At 35.3% G+C, this 21,724-nt stretch carries 9 protein-coding genes and 1 pseudogene; 7 read left to right on the top strand and 3 right to left on the bottom strand.

What is annotated here, in order from left to right; all coding sequences use genetic code 11:
• Nucleotides 1-1,377 precede the first annotated feature (1,377 nt).
• The 7 genes from F6K23_RS27950 to F6K23_RS27920 all read left to right on the top strand — a co-directional run bounded on the left by F6K23_RS27950 (nt 1,378) and on the right by F6K23_RS27920 (nt 13,667).
• Nucleotides 1,378-2,523, top strand: a complete 1,146-nt coding sequence (locus tag F6K23_RS27950) for a response regulator (protein ID WP_293161856.1) — start codon at nt 1,378-1,380, stop codon at nt 2,521-2,523.
• Between the two features lie 77 nt (nt 2,524-2,600).
• The gene (locus tag F6K23_RS27945) at nt 2,601-2,966 is read left to right on the top strand and encodes a response regulator transcription factor (RefSeq protein ID WP_293161854.1); all 366 of its coding nucleotides are present in this window, start codon (nt 2,601-2,603) and stop codon (nt 2,964-2,966) included.
• A 54-nt stretch (nt 2,967-3,020) separates the two neighbouring features.
• On the top strand, nt 3,021-3,506 hold the full coding sequence (locus F6K23_RS27940; RefSeq protein WP_293161852.1) for a chemotaxis protein CheW: 486 nt from the start codon (nt 3,021-3,023) through the stop codon (nt 3,504-3,506).
• Nucleotides 3,507-3,576: 70 nt separating this feature from the next.
• Nucleotides 3,577-7,479 carry a GAF domain-containing protein gene (locus F6K23_RS27935; RefSeq protein ID WP_293161850.1) on the top strand — a complete coding sequence of 1,301 codons (3,903 nt, stop codon included), beginning with the start codon at nt 3,577-3,579 and terminating at the stop codon, nt 7,477-7,479.
• Between the two features lie 617 nt (nt 7,480-8,096).
• Nucleotides 8,097-10,973, top strand: coding sequence for a response regulator (locus F6K23_RS27930; RefSeq protein ID WP_293161848.1), 2,877 nt, complete (start codon nt 8,097-8,099; stop codon nt 10,971-10,973).
• A 649-nt stretch (nt 10,974-11,622) separates the two neighbouring features.
• Nucleotides 11,623-11,985 carry a rhodanese-like domain-containing protein gene (locus F6K23_RS27925; protein WP_293161846.1) on the top strand — a complete coding sequence of 121 codons (363 nt, stop codon included), beginning with the start codon at nt 11,623-11,625 and terminating at the stop codon, nt 11,983-11,985.
• 581 nt (nt 11,986-12,566) lie between these two features.
• On the top strand, nt 12,567-13,667 hold the full coding sequence (locus F6K23_RS27920) for a heat-inducible transcriptional repressor HrcA (protein WP_367267845.1): 1,101 nt from the start codon (nt 12,567-12,569) through the stop codon (nt 13,665-13,667).
• 501 nt (nt 13,668-14,168) lie between these two features.
• Here the strand turns inward: F6K23_RS27920 and F6K23_RS27915 are convergent.
• The 3 genes and pseudogenes from F6K23_RS27915 to F6K23_RS27905 form a co-directional block, all read right to left on the bottom strand.
• Nucleotides 14,169-16,826, bottom strand: a complete 2,658-nt coding sequence (locus tag F6K23_RS27915; protein WP_293161842.1) for a CHAT domain-containing protein — start codon at nt 16,824-16,826, stop codon at nt 14,169-14,171.
• A 938-nt stretch (nt 16,827-17,764) separates the two neighbouring features.
• A complete protein-coding gene (locus F6K23_RS27910) occupies nt 17,765-19,447 on the bottom strand; it encodes a ShlB/FhaC/HecB family hemolysin secretion/activation protein (protein WP_293161840.1) in 1,683 nt (560 codons plus the stop codon).
• A gap of 1,738 nt (nt 19,448-21,185) precedes the next feature.
• Nucleotides 21,186-21,724: pseudogene (locus tag F6K23_RS27905) on the bottom strand (hypothetical protein); the annotation flags it as partial.

Here is a 21,724-nt window from a genome sequence, read left to right as displayed (position 1 = left end):
TTCAATTCATGGAGAGGTAATTATTCATTATTCATTATTAATTGTTGAATGGTTTTTCCCTGTTTATGGAGTTTATGATCACCAGACAGAGGACATTCCATAATTATTTCCACGATTTAGGGACTATATTCATCAAATCATTCCCACACTTTGCGCTCTGGACTACCTAAGACTTTAGCATATATTCAATTCACTTGCAAATAAAATAAAAAGTAGCCTTACAAGGGCGAGACACCTGGCCCCATACCCCAATTTTTCAGTAACTATTTATATTTGTCTCAAATTAGCAAAAATTTAAGTGTTTAATATGGCCTTTAGGTGGTATGTTTGATCATTTCGTAATACTTTTACTATATTTTGTTGACTCTAAAGAATTGAATCAGTGAAAATTTATAGGTGTATGAGAGATACTCAAGGAAAGTCAATCCGTGTCTAAATACTCCTTATAAAAGTGCAAAGTTAAAAATATTAACTGATCGCTGAATGGAGTCAATACATCTCGATTGCGCCTTTTCAATACTTCAATCACTAATATGTATCCTAACTTCTGAAAAGGGGATATATGAGAAATTCATAGTGCAAAAAAATGTTCAAGTGGCTATCACTCCTAGAATTTACATCATAAATATTAATTTAACTTAATTTGTTTAGAGGTCTGAGAACTTAACATTATTGAGAAGTTCATTAGCTTTTAAATTTTGTAATTAGTAAGTTATAGCAAAGCTTTTATAGTTTATAAATCTGTAGCAATCCTATTTAAGTTGTAATATTTTTCTGACAGTTAGGACTCAGGAGTCAGGAGTCAGAATTTTCAAGGTTTTCAGTTGAAATTAACTATTATAAAAATTGTCACAACCAATGAGCGGATTGCTATATATAAGGCGACCATCAAAATCATTGGCCACAAAGTAAATATACTTAGATTTAATAGTGTAGAATGATTTATATATATGATGATAGATATCAATCAACTATCAACTATCGTGTGTTTTCAGCTACTTATTTTAATATTATCAATCAATTTTTTGATAAAATAAGATTAATTTTATGATGAAATTAACATGGTTTTACTGTTTAGATATTTATGATAATTATCTAATGTATTTGATTAGCAAAAATAAAAAAATCAGTGATTTTAATACAATCAATACAATAAAATATTTTGAGAATGTATGAAATAATGATTTTCTGTTCAAATATTAAGAATCATAATATAATTATGATTAACGGAGAAAATATTAAAAAAATTTTATTGTATTGTCATTTTCTTGAGAAGAAAAACTAATCTAGAAAGTTAAGCAGATGGCCACAAGTGATGTTGTCAAATATTCATAACTCGATCACGATTCGAGTTTTCATATTGAACCTTTAAGATTCATGTCTGCAAACAACAAAATAATCAAATTAGCACAAGAAATAGACATCCTTAGTCAAAGAATGGCAACCGGCAACCTATTATTAAATAGCCATGCTAAACAAGGAAAAATTTATATATTTTATGGTAGATTACTCTATACTACTGGTAACTTTCATAGAGTGAGACGTTGGCAACGATCCATAGAATTGCACTGTCCTGAATGGAAACCCATAACTTCACAACTATCAGATCAAGAAAAACCTTGGGAATATCTTCTACTATATGATGGAATAACAAGAGATCAAATTACTCTTTATCAGGCTAAAAAAGTCATTCGTACTGTCACCTTAGAAATATTATTTTCCCTGAGTCTTTACGTAGATTTAACATGCCAGTGGGAGCAAAGTCCAGATAAGAAATCAGAATTATCTTTAGGTTTAGCTCTATGCTATAGAGAACTAGAAGAAATTTTTAGTAAAGTTAATAAAATGCAAAAGTTATGGCAAAAAGCAGGTTTTAATAGTCTTAACCCCAATCTTGTTCCTGTAATGAAAAAACCTGTTAAACCAGAAGCTTTATCTGGTTGGGGTAAATACTTACAGGGAGACCTAACTATATGGGATATTGCCTATCAACTAAGAAAATCAGTATTAGCTGTAACTAAAACTTTATTTCCTTTAGTCAAAAAAGGATTACTTCAATTAAAAACAGTACCAGACTTATCAAAATCACCTATAAAATCATCTTTAATAACAGCTAATTCTCAGAAAAGTACAGACAAAACTACATCCAAAAAACAATTATTAATTGCTTGTATTGATGATAGCCCAGTAGTGGCTGAAACATTAAAGAAAATTGTGCAACCTGCTGGTTATAGGTTTATCAGTATACAAGATCCAATTAAAGGATTTGTTAAAATAGCTGAATATAAACCAGATTTAATTTTTCTTGACCTAGAAATGCCTCATGCAAATGGTTATACTGTCTATCAATTCTTACGCAAAGCACCAGCATTTGAAAAAATACCAGTCATTATTTTTACCAATCGAAATAATTTGATAGACCGCAGTCGGGCTAAATTAATAGGAGCAGCCGACTTTTTGAGTAAGCCTCCTAAACCGGAAGAAACCTTAAAAATGATCCAAAAACATTTGCCTAACACTTAAAATTCAACTGGCAAACAAAAAATTTATTAATAGTTAAGTAAAATTTTGGACAAACATTAAATAACAATTAGAAAGTGATGAAAGCAAGTATATTAATTGTAGAAGATAACCCAGCTGAAGCTAGTATTTTGACTGAATGCCTACAAAAGTCAGGATTTGATGTATTGAGCGTAACCACAGCAGAGGCAGCTAAAGCTTTGCTGAATCAAAAAACTTTTGACGCAATTTTAACAGACGTAGTATTACCTGGTCAAAGTGGTTATGGACTGTGTAGGGAACTAAAAAATCAAGAAAATACAGCTCATATACCAATTATTATTTGTTCTAATAAATCAGGGAAAATAGATCAAAAATGGGGTATGAAGCAAGGTGCATCTGCTTATGTTACAAAACCAATTAATCGAGAAGAAGTTGTAGCAACATTAAGACGATTAGTTGTTTAACATAGTTGTTTAACAAAAATCAATTTTTATGACTAAAGTCTTCAGTTAAAGTCAATGCAAAAACAACAATTATTCCGTAGCACACAATTTCTATACATAGAAATTGATCGGACTTTACAAACTATACTATCTACTGATGACCTAGATGAAGTTATTACCTTAGACTACCGAAAAATCTTACAAATACCAGGTATGCCAACTGTAGTTGCAGGAGTTTTTCAGTGGCATGGCGAGATTATGTGGTTAATTGATATTGCTTATTTGATGGGATTTAATCCTTTACTATCTACCGGATACAATCAGGAAAAATTTCGGGTAGTAAAAGTAAAATATAAAGATAACTATCTAGGTATTTTAGTACAAAAAGTAGGTGATTTGATAAATATTGAGACTAAAAATATTACCCTGTTGAAACAAAAGAAAGTTAATTCTCCTGTAGAAAAATTTATCAAGGGGACTTGTACAAACTCAGAAGGAGAAAAAATGATGATTCTAGATATTGAAAAAATTCTTCAATATTTAGAAAAAGCAAAGAAATAAAAATCAGACAAAAAATTAGTAATAGCCGTTAAATAATTAGTAATTATTGAAAATTAATACAACTAAAATTATGGCACAGACAAATTTTAGAAAAACCAACCAATCAGAAAATAGAACGCAAAATCTGACCCAAAATAGCTACAACAAATCTGAGCAAGAAACTGTACAGAATCAAGCAAATAATGAATCATTAGCAATTGTTCCAGTAGAAGTGTGGCAACCGGATACTAATCAAAAATCATTAGGAATCAAAGCAAAAACTAATGCTTTAACAGAAGATTTAGCAGCCTTACGGTCTAATATAGATGTCCGAATTAATCAACTTCAATTATTAATAGAAACAGAAGGAGCAGCAGCCGAACGAGTAGAATTATTAAACGAAATTACTTCCCATATTCGGGAATCTCTCAACTTAAAAGACATCTTTAAAACAGTAGTAGAAGATGTCAGAGCTGCCCTACAAACAGATAGAGTAGTAGTTTATCAATTTGACAAAAACTGGAAAGGTACAGTTATTGCAGAATCAGTTAATAGTGACTGGCCAAAAGCCCTGGGGGCAGAAATTACCGACCCCTGCTTTGCAGACCGTTATGTAGAATTTTATCAAAAAGGCCGGGTAAAAGCGACTGCTGATATCTACGAAGCAGGATTAACAGAATGTCACATCAGTCAACTAGAACCTTTTGCTGTTAGAGCTAACTTAGTTGCTCCCATTCTTGCCAACGGAAAATTATTAGGCTTATTAATTGCCCATCATTGTTCTGAAGCACGACAATGGGTAGAATCAGAAATAGAATTTTTTCAGCAACTCGCTACTCAGCTAGGCTATGCTGTAGACCAAGCTCTACTACTAACAAAACAAAAAGTAGCTACCCAACAAGCTCAAAAACTTAATCACATCAATGTCCAGATTCGTAAATCTCCAAATGTTCAAGACATTCTCACTATTTCAGTGGAAGAAACTCGCGAAGCTCTTGAATGTGACAGAGTAGTAATATACGAATTTGATACCCAGTGGAAAGGCAAAGTTATTGCAGAATCAGTTAATAGTAACTGGCCACAAGCTATAGGGGCAGAAATAGCCGATCCTTGCTTTGCCGATCGCTACGTTCAACTCTATCAAAGGGGACGGGTTAAAGCCACAGAAAATATTTACGAAGCTGGGCTAACAGAGTGCCATATTAATCAGCTTAAGCCCTTTGAAGTAAAAGCTAACTTAATTGCTCCCATATTAGTAGAAAAAAAACTCATGGGTCTATTAATTGCCCATCAATGCACAGGGCCTAGAGCCTGGACAGAATTAGAAATTGACTTAATTCGCAAGGTGGCTGTTCAGGTGGGTTATGCTCTAGAACAGGCATATCTTTTGCAAAAACAACAGGCCGCTGCCAAGCAAGCTCGATTTTTAAACGAGATAGGCATCAAACTCCGGAGTTCCCAGAGGAGTGAAGATATTTTTGATACGATCGTGGAAGAAGCTCGTAGCGCATTACAAGCCGATCGCGTCATACTTTATCAATTTGATGCTGACTGGAATGGTACAGTTGTATCCGAGTCAGTAGATAAAGCTTGGCCTCAAGCCTTTGGTAAAAAAATATCTGAGCCTTGCTTTAAAAAAAATTATCTCAAATCATATCTGCGAGGACGAGTTAGTACTATAGAGAATATTGATGAAGCTGGACTAGGAGAATGTCACATCCAACTTTTAGAACCTTTTGCCGTTAAAGCTAATATTGTTGCTCCTATTATCGCCGAACAAAGACTTCATGGTTTACTGATCGTACATCAATGTTCTGCACCCCGTAAGTGGCAAGATTCAGAAATTGACTTTACTAAACAACTAGCCACCCAAGTAGGTTTTGCCCTTGACCAAGTCACATTATTACAAAAGCAACAAGCCGCCACAAAACAAGCTATTGCCCTCAATCAAATCAGCTCCAATATTCGTAAATCTCTCAGCCCTCCAGACATCTTGAACACTACAGTGGAGGATATGCAGGAAGCTATCCAAGCAGATCGAGTTATGGTCTATCAATTCGATCCTCAGTGGAAAGGTACAATAATAGCAGAATCAGTAACAGTCGGATTTCCTGAAGCATTAGGATCTGAAATTGCAGATCCATGCTTTGTTCAAGGTTATATTAAGCCATATCTCAAAGGCAGAGTTAGACCAACCAATGATATCCGTGAAGCTGGATTAACAGAATGCCATATTAAACAATTAGAACAGTTCAAGGTTAAGGCAAATTTAGTAGCTCCCATTATCACAGATAAAAAATTATATGGTTTATTAATCGCCCACCAATGTTCTGCCCCTCGCAACTGGGAAGCATTAGAAATTGACTTAATTAAGCAAGTAGCTATTCAAGTTGGTTACGCATTAGACCAAGCATTCTTGCTACAGCAACAACAAGCAGCGACTCAACGAGCTCGGTTACTCAGTGAAACTAGCTCCCGCATTCGGGAATCTCTAGAATTGGAAAAAATTTTCCAAACTACTGTAGAAGAATCACTGGTACTGATGAAAGCTGACCGTATTGTCATATATCGTTTCGATGAAAACTGGGACGGTAAAATTATTTCTGAGTCAGTCAAACCTAATTGGTCAAAGATTGCAGACATCGAAACAGAAGTTCCCTGTTTTCCGAGTGAGTATGTAGAACCCTATCGTCAAGGTCGAGTACAAGTCACAGAAGATATTAACAAGGCAAATTTAACAGACTGTCATCGAGAACAGTTGGAAAAATGGCAGGTGAAAGCAAATGTGGTAGTGCCGATTTTAGTAGATCAAAAACTTTATGGTTTATTAGGCGCTCATCAATGTTCCGGTACAAGACAATGGCAAGATTCAGAGGTCGAAGCTTTCAAACAACTGGCTTTACAAGTGGGTTCTACTCTTGAACAAGCTCTACTATTAGAACAGGTAATCCAGGCTCGGAAAACAGCAGAAACTATCTCTGAGGAACAACAAAAGGGGAAAGAATTATTAGAAAATCAAATAGAAACTTTTTTGACAGAAATAGAAAATTCTTTTGATGGGGATTTGACAGTACGAGCTAATGTAACAGTAGGTGTAATGGGGACTGTGGCTGACTTTTTTAATGCCGTTATTGAAAATTTACAGCAGTTGGTACTAAAGGTGAAGTCAGCAACAAATATTGTGAGTTCAACAACTGAAGCTAACAATGCTGAAATTAAAAAACTTTCCGGTGAAGCTCATCGTCAAGCAGAAGCGATTGCTAATGCTCTTGGGCAAATTCAGGTAATGGCAAATGCGGTTAAAGCAGTAGCTGCTAATGCTCAACAGGCAGAAGCTAAGGTGCAGCAAGCAAATCAGATTCTGCAAACTAGTGATGCTGCAATGAACCGTAGTGTGGAGGGAATTGTGGTAATTCAAAAAACAGTGGAGGCAACTGCACGGAAGGTGAAAATTTTAGGGGAAACTTCTAAGAAAATTTCACGGGTGCTGAGTTTGATTAATGATTTGGCAAATCAAACAAATATTTTGGCGTTGAATGCTTCGGTAGAGGCAACCAGAGCGGGGCAAGATGACCAAGGATTTGCTACAGTTGCTAGTGAAGTACGTTCTCTAGCGGAACAGTCAGCTAGTGCTACTCAAGAAATAGAGCAAATTGTTGAAGAAATGCAATCTGGTACTAGCAAAGTTGTCAAGGCAATGATAGTAGGTCGCAAGCGGGTAATGGTAGGAACTCAGTTGGTTAAAGGAGCGCGAAAAACTCTGACTGATTTATTGGATGTGAGTGCACAGATCAGTGAGTTGGTAGAGGAGATTACTTTGTCTGCGACTACTCAAGCTAATACTTCTAGCAAACTTTCAAAAACAATGCAAGAAGTGGCAACGATCGCTAATCAAACTTCTGAACAATCTATGACTGTTGCTGAGTCTTTTTCTAAGTTACTAGGGGTAGCAGGAGATTTAGAAAAGAGTGTGGCGGAGTTTAAGGTAAATTAAATAGTGTTTTCGTTTGTCATGCTTTGCAAACAGCATTCAGTACTCGCCAAGAAACTTTGGAGGTAGTTCTAAAATGCTTTTATCCCACATTCCGTACTTCAAAATGTAGTATCAAAATCAGGGGTCAGAACTCAGCACTCAGAACTCAGGAGAAAATAATGGTCGGTAATCAGAGAAATAAATTAAGTACAAATACTTAGCAGTTTCCTGGCGAACGGCGCGATGGTGCTCCGCATCCTATGGAGCACCATTGCGAAGGCTAATCAACTTAATTTACAGAGTTATAAATACTTAGGGGGCTAGGAAATTTTGTGCTACTTTGTATATTACAAATTGACGTGGCGAATGTGGGTGTTATAGATACAGAAGTTCCCTACTCCCTAAAACCATCAATATAGCAGTCGAAGCAAAGGGTACGGACATATCAAGAGCTTAAAACTCAGACAACGACGATTTTTCGGTCTTTCGGTTCTTTATTCTGCTATATATATACTTCCAGAGGGTAGGAAACTGCTGTATTTAAGATTAATATCAAAAACTTAATGTTTGCCCACTATGATACTTTCAATTTTCTTACCTGTTGCCTGTTCCCTATGGATTTAGATTGATATAATATAATGATAGAAATTGACGATCAAGCCTACAAATTTTTTGTAGAAGAAGCTACAGAATTACTACAGACTCTTGAACAAGGATTAATAAATATCTCTCAAGAGCATGAGATCCAAAAACTGCATCAACTAATGCGGGCAGCTCACTCAATTAAAGGTGGTGCTGCTTGTATTGGTTTAATGGGAATTCAAACAATTGCCCACGACTTAGAAAATAGTATTAGAGCACTTTATCAAGAAAATACTGTTTTTGACCTAGAGTTAGAAAATCTACTGCTACAAGCTTTTGACTGTTTGCGATCGCCTACTGTCAAACAAATTGAAACAGGTAACTACGACCAAGAGAATTCTATTATTAAGGCCAAACAAGTTTTTGAGCAGATAGAAAAGAAACTTGGACATTCTTTAGAAGAAGCAGCAGAATTTCCCGAAGTATCGATGGAAGAGGGTGATATGACTAAATTTCTGTTTACAGAAGAAATACCCTCTGGTTTGCATCGTTGGGAAAATTTATTGGCTGGAAATAATGGCCCTGACAGTGGTTTATCCATTCAAGATGAACTGAAGAGACAAGCTGAAGTATTTGCAACTTTAGGGACTATGCTAAATTTGCCTGGGTTTACTTCTATTGCTCAAACTACGATCAAAGCTTTGGAAGTAAATCCAAAATACATAAAAAAAATTGCTACACTAGCTCTAGCAGATTTTTGGGCAGGGCAAAAAGCAGTATTAGCAGGCGATCGCACTCAAGGAGGGAATCTAAATGCCACATTGGTCAAACTAACAAAACCACTCAAATCTCGAAAGGTAGAAACAACTGCTAAGAGAAAACAAGTTAATCAACCAACTCAAGCAGTAAAAGCTGTTGTCCCTCAAAAATCTGAAGTTGCAGTGGAAACAGAAAATGTCAAAACATCTAATAGTGCGACCGCATCAGTAAATATTTCTCAAAAACAAGTTTCTGCACCGGGAGTTGCTAATCAAAAGAAACAAATTCAGCAAAAGCAAATTACTTCTACATCCTCATCTTCTTTAGGTGTCAGGATAGATATCAACCGTCTGGAAATGCTGAATAATTTGCTGGGAGAATTAGCCACTCAAGATAATAGTTTTATTCTCCAAAATCAACAATCTCAAGCTTCAATAGGAACTTTAGAAAAAGGGTGGCAAAAATTTCATCAGTTAATGATGAAACTTCAAGATATTAATACTTTTCCAGAGCAACTAAAAAAATCCCCCAATTCTCAGAATAATCAACTAGCATACCTAGTAAATATACTACCAAATCTATTAGAAGAAATTGCTCAAGTAGGCGAAGCAGTTAATGATATTAAACTACTACATCAGCAAAGTCAACAAGTTGTCAAAAAAAGACAACAAACCTTACAGCAAATACAAAATCATCTCACAAAAACTCGAATGTTACCTGTGGAATCATTATTGAATCGATTTCCTAGAATGATTAGAGATTTGTCAGTGCAAAAGCAAAAACAGGTCAAACTCGAATTAGTAGGGATGAATACTCTAATTGATAAAGCAGTTTTAGAGAAATTGTACGATCCTATAGTTCATATAGTCAGAAATGCTTTCGATCATGGTATCGAACCCCCAGAAATCAGACAAAGTAATGGTAAATCAAAAGAAGGAAAAATCACGATTAAGTCTTATTATCAAGGGAATTATACTTATATAGAAATTCGAGATGATGGTCGGGGTATAGATGTTAATAAAATTCGGAATCTAGCTATAAAAAAGAAAATTTTTTCTGTCACTGAAGCAGCGAAATTATCCACTAAACAATTATACAAATTATTATTTTATCCTAATTTTTCTACTACAAAAAAGGTGAGTGATTTATCAGGAAGAGGGATGGGGTTAGAATCAGTTTACAGTCAAATAGAATCATTGAAAGGAAATATTACTATTCAATCCCAACTTGGTCAAGGGACAAAATTTCTTCTCAGACTGCCATGGACTTTAACAATTACAAAATTATTGGTTTTTCGCATGGAGGGAAATTTATTTGCAATTCCTTTAGATATTTTAGCAGCCATCATATATGTTGATCCTAGTGAAATTAAAGTCGAGCGCAGGGAAAAAGTATATTATTGGAAAGGCAAAAAGGTATCTATAGCACCATCAATTTTATTTAATTGTAATTATCCCATAGCCCCAGGAATTATTCAACAAGAACCTATTGAATCTTCTTGGAAAAATTCTTATACAAAAAACTCTCAAGGGAAAGTGATGTTGCTATTAATATCTGAAGATTCTGATACAATTGCTATCAAAATTGAGCAAATATTAATGGAGCAAAATTTAACGATTAAACCTTTTAGCAATATTTTAACCGCACCATCATATTTATATGGTTGTGCAATTTTAGGAGATGGGAGCTTAGTACCAGTTATTGATGGGATTAAATTATTAGAAAAAACATTACAAACAGAACAATTCAATACTAAAAAATCTTCCAAAAATACATCTAAATTTAAACAGTATACTCTTTCTAAATTACCAACTATTCTAGTAATTGATGATTCTCTAACTACTCGCCAAGCTATTTCCAGTACTTTACAAAAAGCAGGATATGATATTGTGCAAGCTAAAGATGGGTGGCAAGGGTTAGTACAACTACAACAGCATACTCAAATTCAAGCTGTTATTTGTGATGTAGAAATGCCAGAAATGAATGGTTTTGAATTCCTTAGTCGTTGTCGTAAACAATATTCTATGGCAGAAATGCCTGTATTAATGTTAACATCTCGTAGTAGTCAGCCCTATCGTATATTAGCTAAACAATTAGGTGCAAATGACTATTTAAGTAAGCCTTATTTAGACCAAGAATTAATCAATAGTTTACAAAAGTATTTACAAGTTTAATTAATTTGCAATAGTAGTCCTCGGCGCGGTTGTGTAGAAAATTTCTTGGAATTATGGAAAAGCATTCAACAATGAATAATGAATAATGAATAATGAATAATGAATAATGAATAATGAATAATGAATAATGAATAATGAATAATGAATAATGAATAATGAATAATGAATAATGAATAATGAATAATGAATAATGAATAATTACCTCTCCATGAATTGAAGAGGATTGACAAAGAGATGAAAATTTTTCTTCACAGGAGTCGATGGTCGGACAGCTCCGAGACCTCGCCATCCCATCCTAGGTCATGCTGCGCAAACGACCGCTTATTATCCCCTATCCAAGGGGAGGCGCATACCCACAATTTTTCGGTAATGTTTTCTGATTTTTGATCTTTGTTATGTATTTTGTATAGAGCTTGTACAAATTTCTCAAGTTCGGTGAGATAATAGGAAACTGGGGAGATAATTTCATACAATTTTCTTTTATTCATAACCTAAATATTTAATCAAAAATAAGCAACCAAAAACATCAAAAACTTTTATGCTTGACTAAAATAAAAGAAAATGCTATATATTCAGCTAAAAATTATAGTTAACGTTGAAAAGCTTTCTATAACTTTATTGTCAATGTAAAGTCATTAATTTTTCTCAAATGTCACAACAATCTTCCGAAGCGCCTTTACTAGATATTACTGTCGAAGAACTAGCAGACCGTTTAACAAATGGTATTCCTGAAAATTTACAATTAGTTGATGTTCGAGAATCTCAAGAAGTAGAAATAGCTTCTATCAAAGGTTTTCAAGTTTTATCTTTAAGTAAATTTTCTGAATGGTCAGAACAAATCCATGTCCATTTAGACTATGAGAAAGAAACTCTAGTTTTGTGCCATCATGGCATACGTTCAGCTCAAATGTGCCAATGGTTGAAGAACCAGGGTTTTACAAATGTGAAAAATATTATTGGTGGTATTGATGCCTACTCAATGGTAGTAGATCAAAGTATACCTCGCTATTAATCAGAATTCGGAACTTTCAGCTTTTGGTAGAACTTAGTTAGCTAAGGTATTCTAATTTTAGAAATATACAACATTTTATAGTTGCTACGCTTCAAAGGTTTTAGGTGGCGTAGTAAATTTTTTTACACCTAATATCATGTGTGGTTGAGCAGTTATAAATAAACGACGGAGGAAGACCGAGTCAAGATGGAAGAAAGAGCAGGAGAAGGAGAAAGTTTTTTTGTTTGCTCGCGCAAAACTGCGTTAACGCGGAGCACAGAACTGAGTTCCATCGCTAATTATCCGGAGATGATATAAGACCTACCATCTTTTGATCTAATTGAACCTAATAGCACTTCGCGCTGGTGTATCTACAAAGTAAATAAAAAATATAAATTGCCACCTTATTCAAGGATTAAGTATTTTAGATTTAAATTGATAAAGTTTATCTTGCTATCTACAAATCAAGATCAATATGAGTAGATAATAACGAAGTATAAGTTATATAAAGAAAAATAACTTTGGTGTTATGATTAACTAACATCATATTTTTTGCTATTGTCTGGCACTTTACCTAATATACTTTCTCTACGTCCATGTCACTGCAAGTTAATCTTAATAATCGTCATCAACATATATTATGGGCAACAGTTCGTCATTATATTGCAACGGCAGAACCAGTTGGCTCCAAATCTCTAGCAGAAGAGTACAATCTCAGTGTTAGTCCAGCGACAATTCGCAATGGGATGAGCTTTCTGGAAAAAATAGGACTTTTATATCAACCTCATACTTCAGCTGGAAGAGTTCCTTCGGACTCAGGATACCGAATATATGTTGACCAATTAATGAAACCTTCAGAAACTCTGGCTTTTGAAGTTGAAGAACTTTTACAAAAACAATTGAATTTGCCAGAAAGTCGCCTAGAGGCCATACTTCAAGGTTCGGCTCAAATTTTGGCTACTCTGAGTGGTTATATTACCCTAGTGACAATGCCTCAAGCTGCTACCGCTAAGTTACGACATCTACAACTGGTACAAGTGGAAGCAGAAAAAATCATGTTAATTGTGGTGACAAATACCTATGAAACTCAGTCTCTGATGATGGACTTGAGGGCTGTAAATCAGAAAAAACATGGCAAGGATTTACCAGATAATTCTGTACTGCCTGACCCAGAAGATATTGACAGAGAGTTACAAATATTATCAAATTTTTTGAATAGCCAACTACGAGGACGAGCAATAGGGGAATTATCTTCATTAGATTGGACGGAGCTAGACCGGGAGTTTGAGAAGTATGCTGAGTCAATCAAAAATCTGTTGGAAAATTTAGCTCTCCGTTGTCAGACACCAGAGTATACTAGGATTATGATTAGTGGTATAGCAGAAGTATTGCGTTTACCAGAATTCTCTAAACTGCAACAGGTTCAAACTATTATTCAACTATTAGAAGAAGAACAGGAGCAGTTATGGCCTTTAATATTTGAAGCCCCCAGTACAGATAAGCAGGTGACAGTCAGAATAGGTTCAGAAAATCCTCTAGAACCCATCCAAGGTTGTGCCCTGATTTCTGCAACTTATGGAAATGGGACAACTCCACTGGGAAGTGTAGGAGTTTTGGGGCCAACGAGAATGGTTTATGAGAATGCGATCGCCATAGTTAAATCTACAGCAGATTTTCTCTCAGAAGCTATTGGAGGAAGTTAGAAGTCAAAAGTCAAAAGTCAGAAGTCAGAAGGTAGAAGTCAAAAGTTAGGAGTCAGTAGGGAAGAAAGTTTTTTGTTTAACTGGCGCACAACACACGTTAACGCTACGCGACAGGTCAGGTGCAGCATTCCGCACCGAAAACGTGGAGCGCAGAATTGAGTTCTATCAGTAATTATCCGGACAAGATATCATACCTCAAATCACCAGCGCTATTATTCGTAGCATTCTTTTTTTATTTTTATAATCATGTCCGGATAATAGCACGATAAAAAAACTTTCTCCCTTCTAACCTTTTCTTTCCTCCTGATTCCTGATATCATGTCTGGTAGCATCGTTTGTGTATAGAATTAGGTTAAAATTGCAGGAAACCATTCCGTATTCTGCCTTCCGTCCTCTGCCTTTCTTCCACCAAAGTCTAATTATTCAACCGGACATGATATGACTTCTAAATTTTAACTTCTAACTTCTCACTTTTAACTTTTAACTTTTGACTTTTGACTTCTACAACCAATTCCCTACTAAAACAAAAGTTGACCAGAAGTAAGGATGATCAAATTCTGAATTTACCTCTCCTATTTGAGCGTCTCGTAAAATTTTGCGTTGTGCTCGACGCAAAGCTTCTGCCTTAGTAATTTTTGAGTCTATCAACTGTTCATATAAATTTTTCATCAGCACAGCAGTTGCTTCATCACTCACATACCACAGACTAGCAATGGTACTTCTTGCCCCTGCTCTGACTGCAACTCCCGCTAACCCCAATGTTGCTCGCTCATCTCCAGTTGCAGTACGACAAGCACTCAATACTAATAATTCTACAGGACGGGTTTGTTGAACCCCAGATTTAATCATACTTCGTAACTCTTCAACATTAATCCTATCATCCCAGGTCAGAATAAATGTATCTTCAACATTAGAACTAAATTCGCCATGGGTTGCAATGTGAATTACTTGGTAAGGAGTATCAGCGACTTCGGTATTAGCTTCATTTTCTGTAAACAACTCATTTAGCAAAATCTCACTAGAAGTTTGAGCTTGAATATCTTCTAACTCTTGTCTCACATTTGGCAGCGGTGGAAAACCTTGACGACTTTCAGTTATTCCCATACCTAGTACTTCTAGTTTATTTCGTGCTAGTGGTTTAGGATCGATTAATTCTAGACTAGGAGCGATCGCCACATTATAGTTCTGGATTACATATTCCTGACTATCATCATTATAAAGACTAGCTAAAGGAATACTTCGCAACCTTCCTTCTAATACAAATACTAAGGTTTTTATCTTATTATCTCCCAATAGCTCTTCAGCAGGATGAATTAGCCATTTATAGACTTCTGCAGCAGGTTCCCGATAATTTTCAATAAAAATTCGCTTTTGCGGAAATGTTAGAGCTGTTAGCATAGTTTCAACTGTTGAGTCTACTTCCGCTCTTGATATCTTAGTGCTGTAATAAACCAAAGGTTTTTCTGGTATAGCTAATATCACTGCCAAGCGATCGCGCAAAATAATTGTATAGAAAATAGCTGCATTTTTGTCTACGCGGTCTACTTCTACAGGTTTGGCATCTAAACAAGCATTACGAAAAAAATTATCTAGTTCAGCTAACTGTAAAGCTTCAATTACTTGTCGTGCTTGTTTTAAATTTTTTTGACTAATATCTTGTTTTCCGGGAGTAGAAGGTTCTAAAAGTAACTCGACTAATTCACGATAAATAGGTTCGACACTATCTCGAAAATCAAACTTTAATTCTGAACTAATAGCAACTATATCACTCCGCAAAGCTTGGAGAGTTTTTACTGATTGAGAATAAGCTACTATCGCTTCGTTTTTATTTCCTGTAACTGTTAAAATCCGACCTAATTGCCATTCCCACTGATAAACAATATCAGCGGCATTAATACTTTGAGCCAAAATTAAAGCTTTTTCTGTTAACTCTCTAGCCTCATTCCATTGCTGATTATTTTCATATAAAGTTCCCAAAGTTCCTAAAGCATAAGATTCTGCTCTTGCATCTCCTAAATTTCTTGCTTGTTGTACTGCTATAACTAAGTAATCAGCAATTTTAACTGGTGAATATAATGGTTTGTTATTACCATTTGCCAAGACTACTTTTCTTAATTCTATTAAGTTCTGAGCCAGATTAATTCTGGCATAAATACCTGGTTGAGAAGCAGATAATTGATTTAACGAATTATCTATATTTGTTACTAATTCTGTGGCAGTTAAATATTGTTTTTGTTGGATAGCTAAATTTAACTGATTTAGCATTGCTTGAATTTTAATTTCTACTATAGGTGATTCCTGAATAGCTCGTTCATAGAATAAATTAGCCGCTTGGGGATTATCTAAAAGGATAGATGTATTACCTAAACTAATCAAAATTATGGCAATTTCTTCTGTTGCTTGTAAATTTTCTGCTATTACCAAACTAGATTCTAAAGCTTTTTGAGATTCTGATAGTTGACCTATTCCTCGAAGTACATCACCTAAACTTTGTAGTGCTTTTGCTTTAATTATTGTATCTGGTTGTTCTTCCAGATTTTGTTTAGCTCTTGTTAACTGTTTAAATGCTTGAGAATATAAACCCAAAGCTTGTAAAGCCTGAGCTTGATTAATGACACTACGAGTAGACCCTAAAGAATTACCAATTTTTTCATAAATTTCACTGGCTTCTTTCCAAGTATCTAAAGCTGCTTCTGATTGACCAATAGATAATTTTAATTGACCTTTTACTTCTAGAACACTAGCCGTAATTTTTTCAGTTTTTTGAAGATTTGATATTTGTTGAATTAAATTTAAACAATTATTTAAGGCTGCTTCAGCATTTTGCCATTTTCCTAGTTTGAGATAAACTAAACCTAAATTTCTTAGCGCTCTGATCTGACTATAATTATCTCCTTGAGTGGCATAATTATCAATAGCTACTTCTAAAAGAGGTATACTTGCAGAAAAATCTCCTTTTTCAAATAATTTTTGTGCTTGTAGTTCTAAATTACTAGCTGATGTTGTCGGTGCTTGAGTTAGTACATCCCCATTTATTTTACTTTTTTTAACTAGATTATTATCCAGGTAAACTGCCTGAACTTGTTTGACTTGAATACCTAAAATTAAGGCAGAAGGCAGAAGGCAGAAGGCAGAAGAAATAAGAAAAATTTTAAGCATATATTTGCTACAGAATAGTTCAACAATTAATAATTAATAATTAATAATTAACAATTAATAATTACCTCTCCTTTAAAACGGATAGGATTGACTCAAATCATCCTCTTAAAAGAGGAGGCTTGAAACCACAATTTTTCGGCAAAGCATAAAATTTTATATTTTTTGGCAAATAGTATTATCTTAATTGTGGATAAAATTATACCATGCATGAAAAAAAGAATTTTACAAATAAACTGGCTAGTAAATAACTAATAATCCACCTAAAATCTAAAACCTACCACCTAAAATCTAAAAAATTATTTGTAGCAAACATTTCTCAATTTGGTAAGTTCCTATGCAAAATTAATTACACATCCTATTTGACTTTCTGTTCCCTGTTCCCTGTTCCCTATCTCAACTAGGAAATTTATTTTGCACGACTACTTATTAGTATACAGCAGTTTTCATTTGGGTAGACCACAGTAGAAATCTCCAGAAAAGAAGGAGTAGGCAGCTTTGCTGTAGGCAGTAGGGGGAAAGAATTGATAATTTCTGTACGATATAGATATTGATTTTTTATTATTACCAGATGTCTAGTAGGGACGTTCCATGGAATGTCCCTACAACGTTTGATGTGTGAAGATGTGGTTCATCAATGAGCAAAAGCGCTGTATAGCAAAGAACGAGTTGGTGTTTGATTTATGTTGATGATAAACCTTAGACAGAGAAATATTTTTCCTACTGTTGCCCGTTGCCCATTGTCTGTTCCCTATTCCCTATTCCTATAGTATTTTTTTAATAGCTTTCTCCTGACGGCGTGTCGAAGACTATCCATAAGCAATTGATTCTGTCTTTTGTCTTCTGTCTCCTGACTCCTTCTTCAAAACAGAATACAATCAATTATCTAATAATATTTTTTTTATATCTTAACAAATCGAGAATATTTAATTAATAAATAATTAGAAAGCTCTGTATCTAAGATAAAAGTATATGCCATCTTCCTGTAATGAATCTCCATTTGTCTCTATATCTACAAAAGGAATTCCCCAATCTAATTGAGCCGAAAAACGAGTTCCTACTTGAATTCTTAAACCCACACCTACAGAAGATAAAGTTTCCTCTACCAATTCAACTTCATTACTATTCCAAACAGTACCAAAATCAACAAAAGGAGTTAATTGTAAAGTAGCATCCAAGTCTCGCACCCGCAGAATAGGAAACCGAAACTCACTAGAAATAAACAAACCATTATCACCAAGTAAAGCATCTTGACGATATCCCCTCACACTTAATCCACCTCCCAAGCTAAACTGTTCTTGGGGAAACAAACTTCTAGGAGCTAATTGAATATCTGACCTAATTAAAAAAACTGTATCTGGTGCAAATAAACGTAAATATTGTGCTTGTCCCCGCCAAGAAAAATATCTCCCATCTGGAGCTTGATCATTAACAGTAGCATCAAAAGCATTTATTCCTAGAGAAAATTCTGACCGTGCTACAAACACATCATTGGTACTCCTAGAAGTATATTCCTGAAAAAAACGAACGGAAGAAATTCTAATTTCCCCATCATCTTCTGCACCTACAGAACCCGGAAAAGGTTCACCAAAAAGAGTAGTTTTTGATTCTTCTGTTGAACCTGTTAAACCCAAAGCAATTTCTTTACTAAGAGTTTGATAAATAGGTTGGCGAAAACTCATCTCATAAGTGCGAGAATTTGTTTCAATATCTAGTTCATTAAAAGGATCTTCAATAATTTCACTACTGGTGCGACGATGACGTAAACTAATAGTTCCATTTTTAGCATTAATGGGGATAGTATAACTAAAGTCATCAAGAGTATCACTACCATCTGTATTGTAATAAGTTGCATTTAGGCGATCGCCAAACCCAGTCAAATTACTATGAGAAAGTTGAGCTTGACGACGAACAGTACCCACACTAGGAGAGCGTAAATTATCAGCAGAAAGTTGAGCAAAAAAAGCAGGTGCTTCTTCCACCTCAACCTCTAACCTACTCAAACCAGGACGAGAACCTGCTGTTAAATTAGCAGATAATCTCTCAACTAAAGGGTCAAGCTGAAGTAACTGTAAAGATTGAAATAAATCATCTTGATTTAAAGGCGTTTTAATACCAGATTCAATTCGACTGCGAATATAACCAGAATTAAGTCGTTTTAACCCCGAAATTTCAATTACTTCAACTATCCCTTCTATCACTTCTATTGTAACTGTACCATCTTGCAAAGTTTGTGGGGGAATAAATGCCCCAGAAGTAACATATCCTCCATCGAAATATAGCTGAGTTACTGCTGTTTGTGCTTCTAATAATTCGGCAAAAGAAATAGGACGATCTGTAAAAGGTTCAAGAATTTCCGCCAATTCTGTAGAACTAAAAACTGTACTACCAACAACTACAAATTGGGTAACAGTAATTTTACCTGGAATTTGCAGAGGAGGTGACTGGGGAGATAGAGATGGTACTGGTGGAGGTTGGAGTAAATCATCTGGTGGAGGTAATGGTTCTACTTGTGGTATAGGTTGAGGGTTAGGGTTAACTGGTCTAGGAGTTGTTTGAGCAGTGGCAGGTTCAGAAACAGAAAGATAAGACAAAGAAATAAGAATTATTATCCAGACAATCATAACTTTTTTTTGAGGTTGAGGTCCTGCCTAAGCAAATAATAAAATATGGTCATCGAAATAATAAAATTTTTTTTATAGTGTCCTTTCATGGCTTAGTGTTAAGACCCAACATAAAATACCCAACATAATTTTATAAGGGTGTGAAATGTCTCACCCATCATTGGGCTATTTTATCCATAGTTATACTTCTTTTTTTTCTATTTCCCTAATATTCAACCGAGAAAATAATGATAAATTTGCTAACTTAGAGACGGTTGATTGATAGAAAAAGTAGAGTATGTGGCGACACCATTTATTATGTATAGTTCTACGCATTAAGGTGCTTGACATGAATAGAAGCAGCAAACCCTTTTGTATTCCCCTATTGCCTTCCGGAGCTGTTGCCTTGCGCGTAGCGCTATATTCCAGCATTTATAGAAGTTTGGCCATCACACACTTTCAACAATTATTGAAGAAGGAGACAGGAGACAGGAGACAGGAGACAGGAGAGAAATTACATGGGGATTCTAACCCCAAGTAATTTTGAACACCGTGTAGACGGTGGGGTATTAAACCCATAAAGAAAATGATAATGAATAATGAATAATGAATAATGAATAATGAATCATTACCTCTCCTTGAAAAGAAGAGGATTGACAAAGAGATGAAAATTTTTCTTCACAGGAGTCGATTGGAGAATGCCGCAGGTTTCGGTGCCATCCCACCCTACGGGAAGCTCCGAAGATCGACCGCTTATTATCCCCTTAAAAGGGGAGGCACATACCCACAATTTTTCGGTAACAATGGAGTGTGTTATACTAAATCAATAAATTTTTGCTACAAATAAATAGGTTATTTCTTAGGAGTAAACCCACCCCTAACCTTTCCCAGGAAGGGAAGTCAGGAGTCATAATAAATAGCTTTGATACCATTTATTAGGTCGGAATTGATATTTTTACTCCAAGGGACATCTCCTATAAAGTCATTTAATTGTCCTGATTCTTCGTCACATTATTTTTCCAAATTGGTATCATAAACATTGAACACAAATATAGTCATATTAATGCACCTCAAGAATTGAACTAATTATCCTTTTGTATAATTAGTTACAAAAAAATCTATGTTTGTATAGCAGGGAACAGCGGTGCGACCCCGCATCGGCGACAGACGCAAGCGGTCGTTTTGCGCTTCGCAGAGCTTCTGCTAAAAGCTAGCGCACAACTATGTTAACGGAGAGTAGCTAAAGCTTTTCATGTCGGCGTTTTGACTGTCAGCGACATGTTTGCGTAGCATTACTTAGGAAAGGGAAGCTTCCCCTAGTGCAGAATGGCGGAAATAACTGACCAGTTACAAAATCCTAAAAGCCTTACCAATCAATACTTATGACTTATGACTTATGACTTATGACTTCCGCGTAGCGGCACTAGGGTGGGATGCCATTAGCGGAGCAGCTCTGCATTCTTCGGGTTCCTCGCCATATCCAACGGACCAAAAGAGAGAATGCGCACTCCTGTGAGGCAACAGTAAGAAAAACATTTCCCTGTCTAAGGTTAATTATTCGTCTATGTCAAACACCTACTGGTTCCTTACTATATTTGTGTTTTGCGCCAGAAATATTTTTAGGATGCGGTTAGCTTGACCATGAAGCTTTATTGTCAGTATCTTATAAAATATGATATTATGTCTAACAATTTTCCTAATATCAAATCCAGAAAAAAATGTGAGAGTGTAAAATTTTGTATATCTCTAAATGCTCTGATTAGTAATAAAGATAGCAGCTAGGATGAATTAATTGTGGACTAGCTGAATTAACTATAGTTGAGGTCGATGTCAGCCTCACTGTAGCATTTTCGGTCATTACCCAACCTTGAACCTGATTAATTTCTGGTAAATCTGCACTCTGTGGGCGATGGTAAACTTTTACTGGTTGTCTGTGATGAGAAACGATCCTTGTTGTGTTCTCATATTTACCTATATGAGTGTTCGTTTCCCATTCTACTGTTCCTCTCAATACTGTTAATGGTTGAGTTGGATCTGGTGGTAGACCCCCCCGACCAGTAATCACAAACAAATTACCCTCTTTTTGGGCTTGAGTCGGGGCACATATATTGTTGGCCATTAATGAATCAGCGTCTATGACTGTTGCAGATAATCTGACCACTCCTTGAGTAGGGTCTACTTGAGTATTAAGTTCAACTGTACCGTCAATGCCCAAAGTTGAAGTGGCAGTAATTTGACTATCTGTATCCAGAAAAACCCCTTCTGCGTTAATAGAAATATTACCACCTCGACCCTCTA

The organism is Okeania sp. SIO2C9 (assembly GCF_010672455.1).
Taxonomy (GTDB): Bacteria; Cyanobacteriota; Cyanobacteriia; order Cyanobacteriales; family Microcoleaceae; genus Okeania.
The sequence above is the reverse complement of the archived record's forward strand: the minus strand, read 5'-3'. Positions and strand labels throughout refer to the sequence as shown.

Coding starts and splice junctions, on each gene's coding strand:
- F6K23_RS27950 (WP_293161856.1), top strand. CDS start 1,378: ATGTCTGCAAACAACAAAATAATCAAATTAGCACAAGAAATAGACATC.
- F6K23_RS27945 (WP_293161854.1), top strand. CDS start 2,601: ATGAAAGCAAGTATATTAATTGTAGAAGATAACCCAGCTGAAGCTAGT.
- F6K23_RS27940 (WP_293161852.1), top strand. CDS start 3,021: ATGCAAAAACAACAATTATTCCGTAGCACACAATTTCTATACATAGAA.
- F6K23_RS27935 (WP_293161850.1), top strand. CDS start 3,577: ATGGCACAGACAAATTTTAGAAAAACCAACCAATCAGAAAATAGAACG.
- F6K23_RS27930 (WP_293161848.1), top strand. CDS start 8,097: ATGATAGAAATTGACGATCAAGCCTACAAATTTTTTGTAGAAGAAGCT.
- F6K23_RS27925 (WP_293161846.1), top strand. CDS start 11,623: ATGTCACAACAATCTTCCGAAGCGCCTTTACTAGATATTACTGTCGAA.
- F6K23_RS27915 (WP_293161842.1), bottom strand. CDS start 16,826: ATGCTTAAAATTTTTCTTATTTCTTCTGCCTTCTGCCTTCTGCCTTCT.
- F6K23_RS27910 (WP_293161840.1), bottom strand. CDS start 19,447: ATGATTGTCTGGATAATAATTCTTATTTCTTTGTCTTATCTTTCTGTT.